Annotated in this window: 14 protein-coding genes and 1 pseudogene; 14 read left to right on the forward strand and 1 reads right to left on the reverse strand. The window is 72.2% G+C overall.

Annotated features, from left to right (window positions below):
• From AB0G15_RS30300 to AB0G15_RS30325, 6 genes and pseudogenes are all read left to right on the forward strand, one after another.
• Positions 1-847 (forward strand): annotated as a pseudogene (locus tag AB0G15_RS30300) (phospholipid carrier-dependent glycosyltransferase); the annotation flags it as partial.
• A 110-nt stretch (positions 848-957) separates the two neighbouring features.
• Positions 958-2,172, forward strand: coding sequence for a hypothetical protein (locus tag AB0G15_RS30305; RefSeq protein WP_362846300.1), 1,215 nt, complete (start codon positions 958-960; stop codon positions 2,170-2,172).
• Between the two features lie 529 nt (positions 2,173-2,701).
• Entirely contained in the window at positions 2,702-3,724 is a 1,023-nt protein-coding gene (locus AB0G15_RS30310; RefSeq protein ID WP_362846302.1) for an AI-2E family transporter, read from the forward strand.
• Between the two features lie 152 nt (positions 3,725-3,876).
• Positions 3,877-4,521, forward strand: a complete 645-nt coding sequence (locus tag AB0G15_RS30315; protein WP_362846304.1) for an SRPBCC family protein — start codon at positions 3,877-3,879, stop codon at positions 4,519-4,521.
• Positions 4,522-4,678: 157 nt separating this feature from the next.
• On the forward strand, positions 4,679-5,476 hold the full coding sequence (locus AB0G15_RS30320) for a MerR family transcriptional regulator (RefSeq protein WP_362846306.1): 798 nt from the start codon (positions 4,679-4,681) through the stop codon (positions 5,474-5,476).
• The gene (locus AB0G15_RS30325; RefSeq protein ID WP_362846308.1) at positions 5,476-6,318 is read left to right on the forward strand and encodes a hypothetical protein; all 843 of its coding nucleotides are present in this window, start codon (positions 5,476-5,478) and stop codon (positions 6,316-6,318) included. Before AB0G15_RS30320 ends, AB0G15_RS30325 begins: the two co-directional genes overlap by 1 nt.
• A 65-nt stretch (positions 6,319-6,383) precedes the next feature.
• Here AB0G15_RS30325 and AB0G15_RS30330 read toward each other — a convergent pair whose 3' ends face one another.
• Positions 6,384-7,199 (reverse strand): NAD(P)H-binding protein, encoded by an 816-nt coding sequence (locus tag AB0G15_RS30330; RefSeq protein ID WP_362846310.1) that lies wholly within the window; start codon positions 7,197-7,199, stop codon positions 6,384-6,386.
• Positions 7,200-7,331: 132 nt separating this feature from the next.
• On the opposite strand from AB0G15_RS30330, the gene AB0G15_RS30335 reads away from it, so the two are divergent.
• The 8 genes from AB0G15_RS30335 (at position 7,332) to AB0G15_RS30370 (ending at position 15,652) form a co-directional block, all read left to right on the forward strand.
• The gene (locus AB0G15_RS30335) at positions 7,332-8,246 is read left to right on the forward strand and encodes an AraC family transcriptional regulator (RefSeq protein ID WP_362846312.1); all 915 of its coding nucleotides are present in this window, start codon (positions 7,332-7,334) and stop codon (positions 8,244-8,246) included.
• An 82-nt stretch (positions 8,247-8,328) separates the two neighbouring features.
• Entirely contained in the window at positions 8,329-9,114 is a 786-nt protein-coding gene (locus AB0G15_RS30340; RefSeq protein ID WP_362846314.1) for a hypothetical protein, read from the forward strand.
• A gap of 23 nt (positions 9,115-9,137) precedes the next feature.
• The gene (locus AB0G15_RS30345; protein WP_362846316.1) at positions 9,138-10,292 is read left to right on the forward strand and encodes a histidine kinase; all 1,155 of its coding nucleotides are present in this window, start codon (positions 9,138-9,140) and stop codon (positions 10,290-10,292) included.
• On the forward strand, positions 10,289-10,936 hold the full coding sequence (locus tag AB0G15_RS30350) for a response regulator transcription factor (RefSeq protein ID WP_362846318.1): 648 nt from the start codon (positions 10,289-10,291) through the stop codon (positions 10,934-10,936). The genes AB0G15_RS30345 and AB0G15_RS30350 overlap by 4 nt, the downstream gene beginning before the upstream one ends.
• A gap of 241 nt (positions 10,937-11,177) precedes the next feature.
• Positions 11,178-11,693, forward strand: coding sequence for a hypothetical protein (locus AB0G15_RS30355; RefSeq protein ID WP_362846320.1), 516 nt, complete (start codon positions 11,178-11,180; stop codon positions 11,691-11,693).
• The gene (locus tag AB0G15_RS30360) at positions 11,693-13,099 is read left to right on the forward strand and encodes a hypothetical protein (protein ID WP_362846322.1); all 1,407 of its coding nucleotides are present in this window, start codon (positions 11,693-11,695) and stop codon (positions 13,097-13,099) included. Before AB0G15_RS30355 ends, AB0G15_RS30360 begins: the two co-directional genes overlap by 1 nt.
• Complete coding sequence (locus tag AB0G15_RS30365; protein WP_362846324.1) at positions 13,096-14,526, forward strand: VWA domain-containing protein; 1,431 nt, start codon at positions 13,096-13,098, stop codon at positions 14,524-14,526. The genes AB0G15_RS30360 and AB0G15_RS30365 overlap by 4 nt, the downstream gene beginning before the upstream one ends.
• A gap of 10 nt (positions 14,527-14,536) precedes the next feature.
• Positions 14,537-15,652 (forward strand): AAA family ATPase, encoded by a 1,116-nt coding sequence (locus AB0G15_RS30370; protein WP_362846326.1) that lies wholly within the window; start codon positions 14,537-14,539, stop codon positions 15,650-15,652.
• The last annotated feature ends 19 nt before the right edge of the window (positions 15,653-15,671 follow it).

Consider the following 15,671-nt stretch of genomic DNA (forward strand, 5'->3'; position numbering starts at 1 on the left):
GTGGTCGGGGGTCTTCTTCCTGGTCGCCTTCGCGGTGATGTCCCTGGTCTGGGACGCCGGCGCCCGCCGCGCGATCGGCCTGCGCAAGCCGTACGCCGGAGTCTTCGGCAAGGACCTGCCGAGCGCCCTGGCGGCGATGGGCCTGCTGCCCGTGGTCACCTACGTCGTCTCCTGGGCCGGCTGGTTCGCCTCCGCCGGCGGCTGGGGCCGCAACTGGGCGCAGGCGACCTCGCAGGGCCCGGGGTTCTTCGTCTTCGACTCGCTGCGGTCGTGGCTGAGCTACCACTTCCAGGTGCTGGGCTTCCACACCGGGCTGAGCACCGGGCACAACTACGAGTCCGACCCCTGGACCTGGCCGCTGCTGCTGCGCCCGGTCGCGTTCTTCTACGAGAGCCCCCAGGGCGCCTGCGGCGCCGACAGCTGCTCGCAGGCCGTCCTCGGGGTCGGCACCCCGGTCATCTGGTACGGGGGTCTCGCCGCCCTCATCGCCATGATCGCCTGGTACGCCGCCACCCGCGACTGGCGCGCGGGGACCGTGCTCCTGGGCTACGCCGCCGGCTGGCTCCCCTGGTTCTACTGGGCGATCGCCGACAACCGCACCATGTTCCTGTTCTACGCGATCCCCATGGTCCCCTTCATGATCCTGGCGATCGTGCTCTCGGCCGGGCTGATCATCGGCCCGGCGAGCGCCCCGCAGGGACGCCGGGTCGTCGGCGCCGCGGCCGTGGGAGCCTTCGCCCTGCTCGCGCTCGTCAACTTCTGGTGGCTCTACCCGGTGCTCGTCGCCGAGATCGTCCCGTACGCCGAGTGGAGTTCACGAATGCTTTTCAAGAAGGGCTGGATCTGAGCGCCCGCATATGAGCCACTTAGAAGACATTTCCTAGGGTAGGCACCGTGCAGGATCCATTACGTCACGTCCATCGTCAGAGCAGGCCCGCATACGGCAGACTTCGAAGCATGCCTGCACCGGACGTGGCCGCACTCTTGTCAGAGCTGGAGCGTTCCGAGCCCGCCTCCGCCGAGCACGCCCGTAGCGCGATCGACTGGCTGACCGGCGGCGAGCCACTGGAAACGATCACCGAGCTCAACGTGTGCGAGTTCCTCTGGTACACCCTGCCCTCCAAGGTCACCGGAGACCGCCCGGCGATCGCCCGCGCGCTGGGCCGGTTGCTGCGGCTGGGCGGCCTCGAGCGCTACGCCGCCCTGTGCTCGTCGGCCACGACGACCCAGATCCTGCGCACCTACGCCCGGCTGGGCGAGGACGCGGGAATGGCCGCGTACCAGACCGCCCTGGACGCGACGGGCGTGCTCCCGCCCGACGTCCCCGAGCTGCGGTGGAGCTCGATCATGGGCCCCGAGGAGCTGGGCGCGCACGGCGCCTGCTCGGCCGCGCTGGAGCTGGCCATCGTCTCCGGTGAGCTCGTCCCCGGCCCCGAGGAGCGGCAGAAGCTCACCAGCCACTGGCTCACCACGCCCCGTCCCGAGCTGGGCGGCGACAACTGGCTGCACCGGGTCCAGGGCGAGCGGCTCAACCGCTGGGTCCTCGGCCGGGGCACCGCCTGGCGCGAGCTCGCCCAGCCCTTCGAGGTGCGGCTGCACGCGCCCATCCCCGCCCCGGACGAGGACCACCTGGGTGCGCTGCGCTGGCTGCTGACCGTGGGCCGCCGCCCCGGAGGCATCCCGCTGACCCAGCGGCACAACCTCGCCCGTTCCGTGCTCGCCGAGAGCACCTGGAGCGGCGCGGAGCTGGCGGCCGTCCGCGAGGTGGCCCAGGACCAGATGGGCGCGCTGCGCCAGGCCGGCAGGCGCCTGGTGACCACCCCGGCCGGCGAGCGCCTGCTCGGCGACGCCGATCTGCTCTGGGAGACCGCGGCCGCCGCCCTGCTCGCCCCCGCGTCGGGGGAGAACGGCTTCCGCGCCTCGGCCAGGGAGGTGGCGCTGATGCTGCTCGCCGACGGCGCCCCCGCCGACCGCGACCACGTCACCGCCGTGATCGACTGCGCGGAGTGGCAGACCGTGGAGGTCGACGCCTCGCTCACCGAGCTGGGCAGGCGCCTGGACGCCTTCGGCCTCCGCGTCGACGGCCGCCTCACCCCCGCGGGCCGCTCCGCCGCCCTGGCCGCCCTGCGCAGCCACGCCCTGCGGCCCCGCCAGTACGTCAACATGCCCTGACGGCACCATCCGTCACTCCTTTCGCCCCTCCCGTCCCCCGGTGCTCCGAACCGTGCGGTGACCAGGGAAAGTAAGGTGGCGGAAGCCGACTATCCCTCTCCGGAAAGGGCAGTGGCCGCTGGTGCCCGAGCCCATCTCCGCTGACCGCGCCACAGCGGCGGCAGCGTCCCCGCCCGCCCCCGGCGTTCCGTCCGCGGAGGCGTCCACACCGGCCGGACCGACCTCACCGGCCGGACCGGTTTCGTCGGCCGGACCGGTTTCGTCGGCCGGACCGGTTTCGTCGGCCGGAACCGCAGAGCCCGCCACCCCGGCCGGACCGGCCGCCGAGTCCGCGGACCCCGCGACGCCCACGGCGCCCGAACCGATCCTGACCTCCGCGGGCCCCCTGGTCCTGCCGCCCACCCCGCCCGCGAACCCCGGCGGCCCCGGGAGCGGGGCCGTACCCGCGAGCACGGCCACCGCGTCCTCCGGTGCGGCCCCGCCCTCGGCTGTGGCGCCGAACCTCCCGTTCGGCCGTCCAGGGCGCTCGATGAGCAACAACCCCTTCGTGTTCGGCTTCACCGCCGCCCTGGGCGTGCTCACCGCCTGGTGGCTGGTTCAGGCCGTCGCGAGCGCGAGCTCGGTGCTGATCCTCATCGTCGTCTCGCTCTTCCTGGCCATCGGCCTGAACCCGGCCGTGGAGTTCCTCCAGCGGCGCAACGTGCCGCGCGCGATCGCCATCACCATCGTCTTCCTGGGCGTCATCCTCGTCTTCGTCGTCTTCGGCCTGGCCGTGGTCCCCCCGCTGACCACGCAGTCCGCCCAGTTCGTCGACCAGCTCCCGCAGTACGTCCAGGAGCTGCAGAACAACCCGGTGATCCGCGACCTGGACCAGCGCTTCCAGCTGCTGGAGAAGCTCCAGACGTACGTGACGAGCGGCGACTTCGGCACCCAGATGTTCGGCGGCGTGCTCGGCATCGGGACGGTCCTCATCGGGGCGGTCTTCAACTCGCTGACGGTGCTGGTGCTGACGCTCTACTTCCTGGGCTCGCTGAAGTCCCTGAAGCGGATGGCCTACCGCCTCGTCCCCCGGACCCGCCGCACCCGCGCGACCCTGCTCGGCGACCAGATCATCGACAGCATCGGCGGCTACGTCGCCGGAAACCTGATCATCTCGCTCATCGCCGGTGTGACGACCTTCATCTTCCTGAGCATCATGCAGGTCCCGTACGCCCTGGCGCTCGCCCTGATCGTGGCGCTCACCGACCTCATCCCCCTGGTCGGCGCCTTCATCGGCGCGGGGGTCGCCTCCCTGGTGGGGTTCTTCGTCTCCCCGACCGTCGGCATCGTCTGCCTCGTCTTCTTCACGATCTACCAGCAGATCGAGAACTACTGGATCGCCCCGGCCGTGATGAAGAGCTCGGTCGACGTGCCGCCGCTCGCCACGATCGTCGGCGCCCTGCTGGGCGGCGCGCTGCTCGGCGTGGTGGGCGCGCTGCTGGGCATCCCGATGGCCGCGGCCGTCCTGCTCATCCTGCGGGAGGTGGTCCTGCCCCGGCAGGAACGTGCCTGACCGGCACGGGACAGGAGCCGGGTTTCTCGGCACACCCATACGTACATAACGACACAAAAAGATTTTTTCGCCTCTTCGCCTCAAAAGTACAGAGATCGCGACAACATGCGGTAAAAGATCACTTGTACTTAATGCCTCCCTTTGGGGTACACGTGAAGAAGCACCTCCGACTCCTCGCGGCCCAGCTGCTCGCTGCGGTCCTCGTCCTTACCGCCTTCTCCGGCCCGGCCGGCGCGGCCACCTCCGACACCGACCCCCAGCTCGCCGCCGAGTGGCAGGTCGCCTGGGACACCCACAAGTTCTACGAGAACACCCCGCCCCTCCCGGGGTCGGGGCGGAGCCGGGCGCAGGAGAGCATCTCGATCACGATCGACGCTCCCGTCAGCCGCGTGTTCCCGGCGTACTCGAACATCAACAACCACCTCGGCATGCACTCGTTCCTGAAGCGGGTCGTCACCCACAAGGACTGCTTCCAGGACGGTGAGCGCCACGTCAACTTCACCGCGGTCGAGGAGATCCCCTACGAGGGCTCGATCGTCGTCAGCAACACGCACGCGCAGCAGCGCATCGACTACGCGACCCTCTCCTACGAGACCGACACCTGGTCCCTGCCCGGCGTCGTCACGCACCAGAAGATCGTCTTCAAGAAGCTGTCCTCCGGGAAGACCGAGGTCACCGAGTACCTCACCTTCGACGCGGACACCGCGCTGATCGACTTCGTCGTCGCGGGCGGCGTCTCCTCCCACCAGGCGACGCAGGCGGGCCTGAAGCAGGCCATCGAGAACGGCGACATCTGACCCACCCCCGGCCGGGGCCCGCCCTCCCTGCGCGCCCCGGCCGGCTCCCGTCCCTTTCCCCCGGGACCTCAGGGGGTGATGCGAACGGCCGGGCACCCACTCGGGCATCAACCACCGGGTTTGACCTTGCCGTAGCGTCAACGTTTCTAATGAGGGCATGCGGATCGGCGAGCTCGCCGCGCTGGTCGGGGTGTCCGCCCGGACCGTGCGCCACTACCACCACCTTGACCTTCTCCCCGAGCCCGTGCGCCTGGCCAACGGCTACCGGGAGTACGGGCTGCGCGACGCGGTCGTCCTGGCCCGGGTGCGGCGGCTGGCCGAACTCGGCCTGTCGCTGGACGAGATCCGCGACGTGCTCGCCGACGACCGGGGCAAGGAGCTGCGCGAGGTGCTCCTGGAGCTGGACGCGGACCTGGCCAGGCAGCAGGAGGCGATCGGCGCCAGGCGGGACCGGCTGGCCGCCCTGCTGGCGGAGGCGGACCCGCATCCCGACTCGATGGTCTCCCCCGCCATGGCGGCGGTGCTGCGCGACCTTCCCGCCACGGGTTCGAGGTTCGCCGAGATCGACCGCGAGCTGCTGGCCCTGCTGGACACCGTGGCCGGCCCGTCGAGCCGGGCGCAGCTGCTCGACCTGATGCGCCCGCTCACCGAACCCGAGGCGCTCGCGCGGGGACACGACCTCTACCGGCGGCTGGACGAGCTCGCGGACGCGGATCCCGGCGATCCCCGCGTCGCCGCGCTCGCCGCCGACCTCGTCGCCCACATCCCCGGCGAGATGGCCGCGGTGATGGTCGCGAACCTGGATCCGCCTCCCGACCCCTCGCGCCCGCCCGGCCCCGGCCCGGCGGAGCGGCCGGACGGCGGGCGGTGGCTGGAGACGATGTACGCCGAGGTGTCCCCCGCCCAGGCCGAGGTGTTCCAGCTGGTCATGACGACACTGAAGGAGAGAGCCTGATGCTTCGGGCCGCCCGCGCCGCGCTGTTCGCCGTCATCCCCACGGAGATGCTGCTCGTGATCCTGCTGGTGTCGGGGGTGCCGCTGCCCGGCCCGGTGATCGTGGCGGCGGAGCTGGCCGTCGCGTCGATGCTCGTCCTGGAGGCGGTGACCGCGTACCGGCTGTTCAGGGCCGAGCGCCGGGGCGGCGCCGACCGGCGGGCGGCACTCGTGGCGACCTTCCACCTCCTGGTGCCCGTGCAGGTGCGCAGGCTCGTGGGGTTCGAGCTGAAGGGCCTGGTGAGCATCGCCCTGTGGATCGCGCGCCGCCGCGACGGCGTGCCGCCCGGCGCCACCGCCGCGCCGTACTCGCGGGAGCAGTCGTCGATCCTGCTGGTGTTCCTGTTCGTGATGGTCGTGGAGACGGTGGGGCTCGATCTGCTGCTGAAGGCGCTCGACGTGCCGCACGGGGTGCGCCTCGCCGTGCTGGTGGCCGACCTCTACGGGATCCTGTACGTGTTCATGCTCGGCGCGGCCGGCGTCACCCGGCCCCACGTCGTGACTCCCGGGGAACTGCGCATCCGCTCCGGGGTGTACTTCGACCTGCGCGTCCCCCGCGAGCTGATCTCCTCGGTGCGGCTGTCGCGCGCCTACAACGAGAGCGGCATGATCACCGTGACGGGCTCGCGGCTCAGCGTGGTGGTGTCCTCCCAGACCAACGTGGTCGTCGAGCTGACCGAGCCGGTCACCGTGGTCCGCCCCCTCGGCCGCCGCGCCGAGGCCACCACGATCCGCTTCTTCACCGACACCCCGGACGCCCTGCTGAACGCCCTGCGATCCTCCCCGCACCACAGCGCCCCCTGATACCCCGGACCGCCGGGGGCCGTGGCCGGACCCGGCCGGAGTTCACGACCGGGTCCGGCCGGGTGTCACGACCAGGCGCCGGTGGCGGCGATCCGGGTCGCGTAGTCCTCGAACGCGACCGGGGGGCGGCCGAGCACCCGCTGGACCCCGTCGGCGGGTTCGGCGGTGTGACCGGCGCGGTGCAGGGCGAACAGGGCGTCCAGCGCGGCGACCGCGGCCTCCGGGTACCCCTGGGCGAGCAGCTCGGCCCGGTAGGCCTCCGGGGTCAGCTCGGCGTACTCGATGGACCGGCCCGCGGCCCGCGCGATGATCTCGACGGCCGCGCCGAAGGTCAGACCGCGCGGCCCCGACAGGTCGTACGTCCGTCCCGCGTGCCCGTCCCCCGTCAGCACGGCCGCGGCGACCGCTGCGACGTCCTCGACGTCGACGAACGGCTCGGGCACGTCGCCGATCGGCAGCGCCAGCCGCCCCGCCCGCAGCGGCGCGTGCCACAGGTCCTCGTCGAAGTTCTGGTCGAAGTTGTTCGCCCGCAGGATCGTCCACTCCGCCCCCGAGTCGCGTACGGCCCGCTCCGCGGCGGCCATGCCCTGCCCGAAGTCCTCGCCGACCAGGTCCAGGCCCCGGCCGGACAGCACCACGAACCGCCTGACGGCCGTGGCCCGCTTGACGAAGTCGTGGACCGGGGCGGGGTCGTCGGGCGCCACCAGGTACACCGCCTCGGCGCCTCGCAGCGCGTTCTCCCAGGTGGCGGGCTCCGACCAGTCGAACCGCACCTCGCCGGAACGGGACGCGGGCCGTACCCGCTCTCCCTCCGCGCGCAGCAGCCGCACCACCCGGCGGCCGGTCTTGCCCGTCGCGCCCAGAATCAGGATCTCTCTCATGTCACAGAGCCAACCGCGCGGGGAGCCGGCCGCCCATGGCCGGGCGTACGCCGCACCTGTCCGATCGTCCCGTCGTCGCGGTACCCCGGACGTACGCCGCGCCCGCCCGATCGTCCGGTTATCGTGAGCGGCATGGACCCGTACGACGACCTGTTGCGGGGGGTGCGCGGTGAGGGCTCCGTCTTCGGCGCGTCGGTGCTGTCGCCGCCGTGGGCGCTCAGGTTCACCGACGGTCCCTCCCTGACGCTCTGCGTCCCCCTGCGCGGCGAGGGGTGGATCGTCCAGGGAGACGACGCCCGGCGGGTGCGGACGGGCGAGGCGGCGATCGTGCGCGGGCCGGAGCCCTTCGTGTTCGCGGACACCGACACGCCGCGTCCGGCGCGGGACGTCCGCCGCGACGACGCCGTCGCCGGCGACCTGACCGGCCACACCGTCCTGCTGGCCGGGTCGTACCGGGTCAACGGCGAGGTCGCCCGCCGCCTGGTCCGGGTGCTGCCCCCCGTGCTCGTCGTGCCGGACGACCATGACTGCGCCACCATGGGCGCCTACCTCGAGGCGCAGCTCCTCTCCGGCCGCCCGGGTCACCAGATCGTGCTGGACCGGCTGCTCGACTGGCTGCTGGTGTGCACGCTGCGCGACTGGTTCGACCGGCCGGAGACGGTCAGTCCCGGCTGGTACGCCGCCCTGGGCGACGACGTGGCCGGACCGGCCCTGCGCGCCGTCCACGACGACCCGGCCAGGCCGTGGACGCTCGCCTCCCTCGCGACCGCCGCGGGCGTCTCGCGCACCACCCTGGCCAGGCGGTTCACCGAACTCGTGGGCGAGCCGCCGATGACGTACCTGACGGAGTGGCGGATGGCGCTCGCCGCCGACATGCTGGCCGAGCCCGCCGCGACGGTCGCCACGGTGGCGCGCAGGGTGGGCTACTCCGACGCGTTCGGCTTCAGCTCGGCGTTCAAACGCGTCCTGGGCGTGAGCCCGAGCGCCTACCGCGACGGCGACGGCGCCGTCACCGCCCGGGCCCGCCTTTCCTCGCGGGACACCTGAGGGGAACGCCTCTCCAAAGAGACATCCGGCCGTATCGATCGGACGATGTGACCCCGCCGTGCGCGCGGCGAGGATGCTCCGCATGACGAGGGAAAGACGAGCCACCCCTGGCACCGTGCACCGTAACGCGTGGTTTCCCGGCCGCCTGATCGGAGGGGTGGCGCTCGTCATCGGGCCGATCGTGTGGTTCGCGGGTCTGCTGCTGCGCCATCTGATCCTTCGTTCGGGGGCCTTCACCTCCGAGCAGCTCGCCCGGTTCGGCGAGCAGCCGTTCGCCGCCCCCGCGCAGCTGGCCGCGTACGCCCGCGACCCGTCGCTGGTCACGGCCGGTTACGCCGTTTTCTGCGCGGGGGCCGTGCTGCTGCTTTTCGCGATCATCATGTTCGCGCGCGTCGTCGCCACCCGGTGTCCCGGGCTCGCGTTCTGGGGTGCCGGGCTCTTCGTCCTCGGCCTGTGCGCGCGGCTGTACTTCACCGGAGTCGAGCAGACCCTGTTCCAGCTGACGGAGCGGCTGGGCCTCGACCGGACGACCGGGCTGGCGATGGATGCCTATGTGGACATCTCCTACGGGCCGTGGCTGGTTCCCGTCCTCTGCTCCGCCGGGGCGTATCCGGGGACGCTGCTCCTGGCCGTGGGCGCCTACCGGTCGGGGACGTTCGGGCCGGCCCGGTGCCTTCTGGTGCTCGGGTGGGGGACGCTGTGGGGAGGGGTGCTCAAGGAGAGCCTTCTCTCCGACGTCGTCGTGGCCGGCCTCGCCTGTCTCGCGTTCGTCCCTCTCGGCGTCCAGGTGCTGCGCGGCCGCCTGCCTGACGTCCGGACGTGGACGGAGCGGGCCGACCGCGTGCCGTCGCGACCGCTGATCTGGTGACGGACCGCCCTACCCTGGACTCCGTGGTGGATACGTCATGGGTGTGGTCGCCACGCGATCGCCTGGCCCCTCGATCGCTGCCCGTTCTCGCCTTCTGCGCCGCGTTCTTCCCGGTTGTCAGCGGGTCGCGGTCGTACGTCCAGAACCTGCTGCAACTGTCCCTGGTCCATGACTACGCGCAGGCCACGGCGGTCGGGCTGCTGGCCGCGTTCGGGGTCGCGGTGGCGCCGAGGCGGATGTGGCCGCTGCTGGCGGTCACGGCCGTGGACGCGGCGTTGCGGTCGCCGGGCCTCCTGGTGGCGGTGACCTCCTACGTCGTGGCGACGACCTGCCGGCGCCGGTCCCATCTGGCGATCTACGCGATGTCCGCGAGCCTCCTCTTCCTGGTGCCGCCGCCCGGGGCGGCCCTGGCCTCCGCGGGCGGCGGCGTGGCCCTGTTCGTCTGGCTCCCGATGGCGCTCGGGCTGTGGGCCACCGCCCGCGCGCAGGTGCTGGAAGGGCTGCGCGAGCGGGCCGACCGGCTGGAGGGCGAGCAGTTCGCCCGTACCGAGCGGGCACGCGCGCAGGAACGGGCCCGGATAGCGAGGGACATGCACGACGTGGTGGCACACCGCGTCTCGCTGATGGTGCTGCACGCGGGAGCATTGGAGATCAACGCGGTGGAGCATGACACCGCGACGCGGGCGGAGCTCATCCGCACCACGGGAGTGGAGGCGCTCACGCAGCTCAGAGCGGTCCTCGGGGTGCTGAACGGATCCTCTGCCGAACACCCCCGCCCCGCCGGAGACCCCCTCGTCGAGCGGCCCTCGCTGGCGGAGCTCGACCGGCTGCTCGACCGGTCGAGGTCGGCGGGCGTCCCCGTCGAACGGCGGGACGAGGGCACGGCTCGCACGCTTCCCGCGATGGTCGAACACGCCGCCTACCGTGTCGTGCAGGAGGCGCTCACCAACGTCCACAAGCACGCGGGCGCGGTCGCGACCCGGGTGACGGTACGGTTCCTCCCCTCCGCGCTGGAGGTGACGGTCGGCAACGCCCCGGGAGACGACGGCCGCGTCCTGCCCGGCGGCGGGTTCGGTCTCGTCGGCCTGAGGGAGCGTGTCGAATTGCTGGGCGGGGAGTTCACGGCCCGGCGGGGGGCGGACGGGGACTTCCTGGTGCGGGCATGGTTTCCGGCGTGATCCGGGTTCTCGTCGTCGACGACGAGGCCCTCGTACGGGCCGGGCTCCGCCTGATCCTGGAGGCGGCCGACGACATCGACGTCGTCGCCGAGGCGGAGGGCGGCGGCCAGGCGGTGACCGCCGTCCTCGGGTGCCGGCCCCAGGTCGTGCTCATGGACGTCCGGATGCCCGGCGTGGACGGCCTGGCCGCGCTCAAGGAGATCAACCGGTCGCCGGGCGCGCCGAAGGTGGTGATGCTGACCACCTTCGACCTCGACGACTACGTCCACGCCGCCCTGCGGCTGGGAGCGGCCGGCTTCCTGCTGAAGGACACCGCGCCCCGCGACCTGATCACGGCCGTCCGCACGGTCGCCGAGGGCAACGCCATGCTCGCCCCGACGGTCACCAGACGGCTGATCGACGCGTTCGCCGACCGGCGGTCACCGGACGCCCACGCCGCCCGGGAGCGGCTGGCCGTGCTGACCGGCAAGGAGAGGCAGGTCGCCGGTGCCGTCGCCCGGGGGCTGGCCAACAACGAGATCGCCCGTGAACTCGACATGAGCGAGACCACGGTCAAGGCCCACGTCAGCCGCTCGCTCGCCAAGCTCCGGCTGGCCAACCGCGTCCAGATCGCCCTCCTCGTCCGGGACTCCGGCGCTTGGTGATCCCATGGGCCCTCCTCGTCCGGACACCGGCTCTCGGCGATCTCGCGATCCCCCGTGCCCGCGACACCGGCTCTCGATGACCCCGCTGGGCCTCCCGTCTCCCGTCTCCCGACGGAAACGAGGGCGCCCGGTGAACGCGAACCCTCATAGCCGGCGCACCCGGCGACCGGTTCGTCGCCCGCGCGGGTCGATTCCCGCCTTCGCCGTTTTTCTGTCGGTGTATGACGCTAGGTTCCCGATCATGATCGACCGTTCAGCGGCCGGCAGGGCCGCATGGGAGCAGTGCAGCAGGGTGCGGGTGGTGCCACCCGTCCAGCCCCGCAAGCTCGCGAAGGTGCCCTTCGCCGAGCTGGCGGACGGGCGGCTGCAGGGTGTCGTGTCGAGCGGCTCGGACATCAGCCGCGTCTACGTCTCCTCCATCGCCGCAGGCACCCACGCCTACAACTGCAGCACCAACAACAACCGTCCGTGCGGCGGCCTGTACGGCTCGCCGTGCAAGCACCTGCGGGCCCTCGCCGCCGAGGCCGTCCTGCAGTACGGCACCGACCGGGTGGCCCGTTACCTGCGGGCGGAGGTCTCCGAGGGAGCCGAGCTGATCGACTGCCTGCGGGGCGGCCACGAGCCCGCCCCCGCGGCCATGGTGTTCAGCCGCTTCCTGCGCCATCTGGCCTATCTGGAGCTGCCCGACAGCACCGAGCCGATCCCCGAGCTCCACTGGTTCCCTGCCACGTCCCCGTCCACGGGGACGGTGCGCTGATGCTCCCCGTGCAGCTGACCGAGCTGCTCGACGGCGACCCGGCGGGCCTCGGGGAGGCGCTGGACCTGGTGACCGGCCTCGACGAGGCCCTGGTGCACGGGCTGGCCCGGCTCGCCGAGGAGCGCGCCGCCGCGCTGACCGCGCTCGCCGACGCCTTCGCGCTCACCCCGCTGGGCGAGGGACTGGCGGAGGCCACGGCCAAGATCACCGCAGGCTCCATCACCGAGGAGTCGCTGACGACGCTGGCCGGCGGCCGGGCCGCGCTGCTCGGCGCCGTGCACGACGCCCTGCTGGCCGGCCTGGACGGGGCGCTCGGGCGCGAACGCGACACGTGGCAGGCCGCGCCCGCCCCCGGGACGGACTCCGGCAACCTGCTCGGCGCCGCCCGGTCCTGGCTGTGCGAGCTGGCCATCACCGGCTGGCGCGGGGTCGACCACGGGCTCGTCTCCGCCGCCGACCAGGTCATCGAGGCGCTGCTGGCCGTGCCGGGACACCGCAGGCCGGCGGTGCTGCTCGACGGCCTCGCGGCCGAGCTGCGCGCCTCCTGCCCGGTCGGCACGATGGAGCGGCTGCCGGTACGGCGCTGGGCCGATCTGTGGACCCGGGCCCTCCTCCTGACCGGTACGGGCGGCCGGACCGGCGAGCCCGCCCCGGCCGGCCGTCCTTCTGAACTGTCCGGACGGCTGCTGATCCTCGGCGTCGACGTGCACGAGCACTCCACCGCCGTCCAGGCGCAGGTGCACGGGGTGCTGGAACCGGCCGGCGGCGGCCAGGCCCGGCTGGTACGCGCCACCGTCGCCGCCGCCAAGGTGGACACCATCACCGGTCCCGCCGTGTGGAAGCTGCTGCACCGCCACCCCCTGCTGCTGGGCGCGCTGGCCGGACGGCGCGGCCTGGAGATCACCGACATGCCGGTGCTGGCGGGCGGCGACCTGCTGTGGGACGACGGCCGGGCGAGAGCCGGAGAACCGGCCGACCCCTTCGCCGTGGCCAGGCTCCGGCTCGGCGGCGTGCTCGCGCCCGCTGTACCGCCCCTCGACCGCCATCCGGTGCGCATCGCCGAGCCCGTGCTGGTGGAGGGCTACAAGGTCACCGCGGACGGCTCGTTCGACCTGGGCGGCGCCGTGCTCACCGTCGACACCGGCCTGCTGCCCGCCTGCGGGCCGCTCACCCCGAAGCTGGTGGCGGGCTCCTCGGCGTGCATCGGGTTGGTCCGCTGGGACGACGGCCACTGGCTGCTGCAGCCGCTGGCCGTCCAGACCAAGGTCAAGCGCGAGACGCTCGACGTGCACACCGGCGACTGGGCGCTGGGGCCCACCGACCCCAAGGTGGTGAAGGCCGAGGCCAGGACCGGGGACGCGGTCACCATCCTGCGCGAGCGGGCCGGACGGTTGCTGCGACGATGAGCGAGAACAGCCACGACACCGTGACGAGTGCCGAGCGGAACCGCCGCCAGGTGCTCTACTGGCGGCTGCTCGCCCGCCTCTTCGACAGCGACGAGCAGCCCGCGCTGGAGACCGCGAGCGCGGCCGTCCTCGACGACCTCGGCCTGCCCGCGGCGTTGCTCGACCCCTCGGTGTCGGTCGACACCCTGGTGCAGCGCTTCCCCGAGCTGGCCGCCGACTTCCAGGCCCTGATGACACCGCCGGAGCACGCGACCGGTGAATCCGACACGTCCGGTGCGGAGGTGCGCAGGGCGGCCCTGGTGTCGAAACTGCTGCTCAACGTCTTCGCCACCGGGACGGGAGAGGTCACCGCCACCCGGCTCGCGGCCTGGCAGAAGGACGCGGGCTGGTTCAGGCAGGCCCTGGGCGGTACGCGCGGCCCCGAAGGCGGCCCCGCTCACGGGAACGGCGACGGGAACGGCCTCAGGCGCGAGGACGGGAACGGGCGCTCGGGGGGCAGGGAGAGCGGCGTCGGCGGCGGCACCGAGAGTGACCGCGAGCTGGCCGGGGTGCTGGCCGGTCTGGAGGCCGACCTGGTCAGCCGCATGCGGCTGCGTGAGGTGCTGGCCGACCCGGCGCTGGCCAGGCAGCTCACGCCGAGCATGTCGCTCGTCGAGCAGCTGCTGCGCGACAAGTCCAACCTCTCCGGGGTGGCGCTGGCCAACGCCAAGGCGCTGATCCGCAGGTTCGTCGACGAGGTCGCCGAGGTGCTCCGCACGCAGGTCGAGAATGCCGGCGCGGGCGTCATCGACCGGTCGGTGCCGCCCAAGCGGGTCTTCCGCAACCTCGACGTCGAGCGCACGATCTGGAAGAACCTCGTCAACTGGAACCCCGAGGACCAGCGGCTCTACGTCGACCGGCTGTACTACCGGCGCACCGCCAGGCGCACCACCCCCGCCCGGTTGATCGTGGTCGTCGACCAGTCGGGCTCGATGGTCGACTCGATGGTCAACTGCACCATCCTGGCGTCGATCTTCGCCGGGCTGCCCAAGGTGGACGTGCACCTGATCGCGTACGACACCCGCGCGCTCGACCTCACCCCGTGGGTGCACGACCCGTTCGAGGTGCTGCTGCGGACGAAGCTCGGGGGCGGTAACGACGGTCCCGTCGCCATGGCCATGGCCATGCCGAAGATCGCCGACCCGCGCAACACCGTGATGGTGTGGATCTCCGACTTCTACGAGTTCGACCGGTCCCAGCCGCTGTTCGACGGCATCCAGGCGGTGCACCGCTCCGGCGTGCGGTTCATCCCGGTGGGCTCGGTGAACAGCGGCGGCCAGCAGAGCGTCGACCCGTGGTTCCGGCAGAAATTCAAGGACCTGGGCACCCCGGTGATCTCCGGTCACATCCGCAAGCTCGTCCTCGAACTGAAGAACTTCCTCGCTTAGGAGACCCCCGATGACCAACGAGATGTTGCGCGCCCCCGCCGAGGTGAAGTACGCCGAGGAACTCGACTGGCTGGAGTCGGTCGACGACGGCCCCAAGCCGTTCTCCTGGCGGCTCAGCCCCCGGATGGTACGGCTGTTCGTGCTCGGATCCGAGCGCTCCGACGGGCTGGAGCGGGAGATCCCGCAGAAGTGGTTCGGTGACCGCAGCTTCGTCGAGCGCAGCATCGTGACGCTCGCCTCCGACCGGGGCCTGCTCCTGATCGGCGACCCCGGGACCGGCAAGAGCTGGCTGGCCGAACTGCTCTCCGCGGCGATCTGCCGCAACTCCACCCTGGGCGTCCAGGGCACGGCCGGGACGACCGAGGACCACATCAAGTACTCGTGGAACGTCTCCATGGTGATCGCCAAGGGCCAGTCCCGCGAGTCGATGATCCCCTCACCGATCATGACGGCGATGGAGCAGGGCGTGATCGGGCGCTTCGAGGAGCTGACCCGCTCGACCAGCGACGTGCAGGACGCCCTGATCTCGATCCTGTCCGAGAAGTACATGTCCATCCCCGAGCTCGACACCGACAACATCGTGTTCGCCCGGCCCGGGTTCTCCATCATCGCCACGGCCAACAGCCGCGACCGGGGGGTGAACGACCTGTCCTCGGCGCTGAAGCGCCGGTTCAACTTCGTCAGGATCCCGGTCGTGACGAGCAAGGCCAGCGAGGCGGAGATCGTCCGGTTCCGCACCGAGGAGCTGCTGCGCCGCCACCGGATCGAGCTGGACCTGCCGCCCACGCTGCTGGACATCCTGCTGCAGAGCTTCGCCGACCTGCGCGCCGCGGCGGCCTCGGCCGGCAGCGAGGACGAGAAGCTGGAGTCGGCGCTTTCCACCGCCGAGCAGATCGGCGTGCTGGAGGACGCCATCCTGCACAGCAACTTCTTCGGCGACCGCACCCTGCGCGCCCAGACGCTGGCCGGCGCCCTGGTGGGCTCGCTGGCCAGGCGCGCCCCCGAGGACCTGGCCATCCTGAACAAGTACTGGCACGGGGTCGTCGAGCCGCGCAGCCAGCGGGAGGGCGGGGAGTGGACGGCCTTCCTCGAAGGCGGCCGCCAGGCCATCTCCACGCTGTCGTGAACGCTGACATGAGCGCTGG

The organism is Streptosporangium sp. NPDC023825, from assembly GCF_040639575.1.
GTDB lineage: Bacteria > Actinomycetota > Actinomycetes > Streptosporangiales > Streptosporangiaceae > Streptosporangium.

Coding starts and splice junctions, on each gene's coding strand:
- AB0G15_RS30365 (WP_362846324.1), top strand. CDS start 13,096: ATGAGCGAGAACAGCCACGACACCGTGACGAGTGCCGAGCGGAACCGC.
- AB0G15_RS30370 (WP_362846326.1), top strand. CDS start 14,537: ATGACCAACGAGATGTTGCGCGCCCCCGCCGAGGTGAAGTACGCCGAG.
- AB0G15_RS30305 (WP_362846300.1), top strand. CDS start 958: ATGCCTGCACCGGACGTGGCCGCACTCTTGTCAGAGCTGGAGCGTTCC.
- AB0G15_RS30325 (WP_362846308.1), top strand. CDS start 5,476: ATGCTTCGGGCCGCCCGCGCCGCGCTGTTCGCCGTCATCCCCACGGAG.
- AB0G15_RS30360 (WP_362846322.1), top strand. CDS start 11,693: ATGCTCCCCGTGCAGCTGACCGAGCTGCTCGACGGCGACCCGGCGGGC.
- AB0G15_RS30310 (WP_362846302.1), top strand. CDS start 2,702: ATGAGCAACAACCCCTTCGTGTTCGGCTTCACCGCCGCCCTGGGCGTG.
- AB0G15_RS30320 (WP_362846306.1), top strand. CDS start 4,679: ATGCGGATCGGCGAGCTCGCCGCGCTGGTCGGGGTGTCCGCCCGGACC.
- AB0G15_RS30335 (WP_362846312.1), top strand. CDS start 7,332: ATGGACCCGTACGACGACCTGTTGCGGGGGGTGCGCGGTGAGGGCTCC.
- AB0G15_RS30330 (WP_362846310.1), bottom strand. CDS start 7,199: ATGAGAGAGATCCTGATTCTGGGCGCGACGGGCAAGACCGGCCGCCGG.
- AB0G15_RS30340 (WP_362846314.1), top strand. CDS start 8,329: ATGACGAGGGAAAGACGAGCCACCCCTGGCACCGTGCACCGTAACGCG.
- AB0G15_RS30355 (WP_362846320.1), top strand. CDS start 11,178: ATGATCGACCGTTCAGCGGCCGGCAGGGCCGCATGGGAGCAGTGCAGC.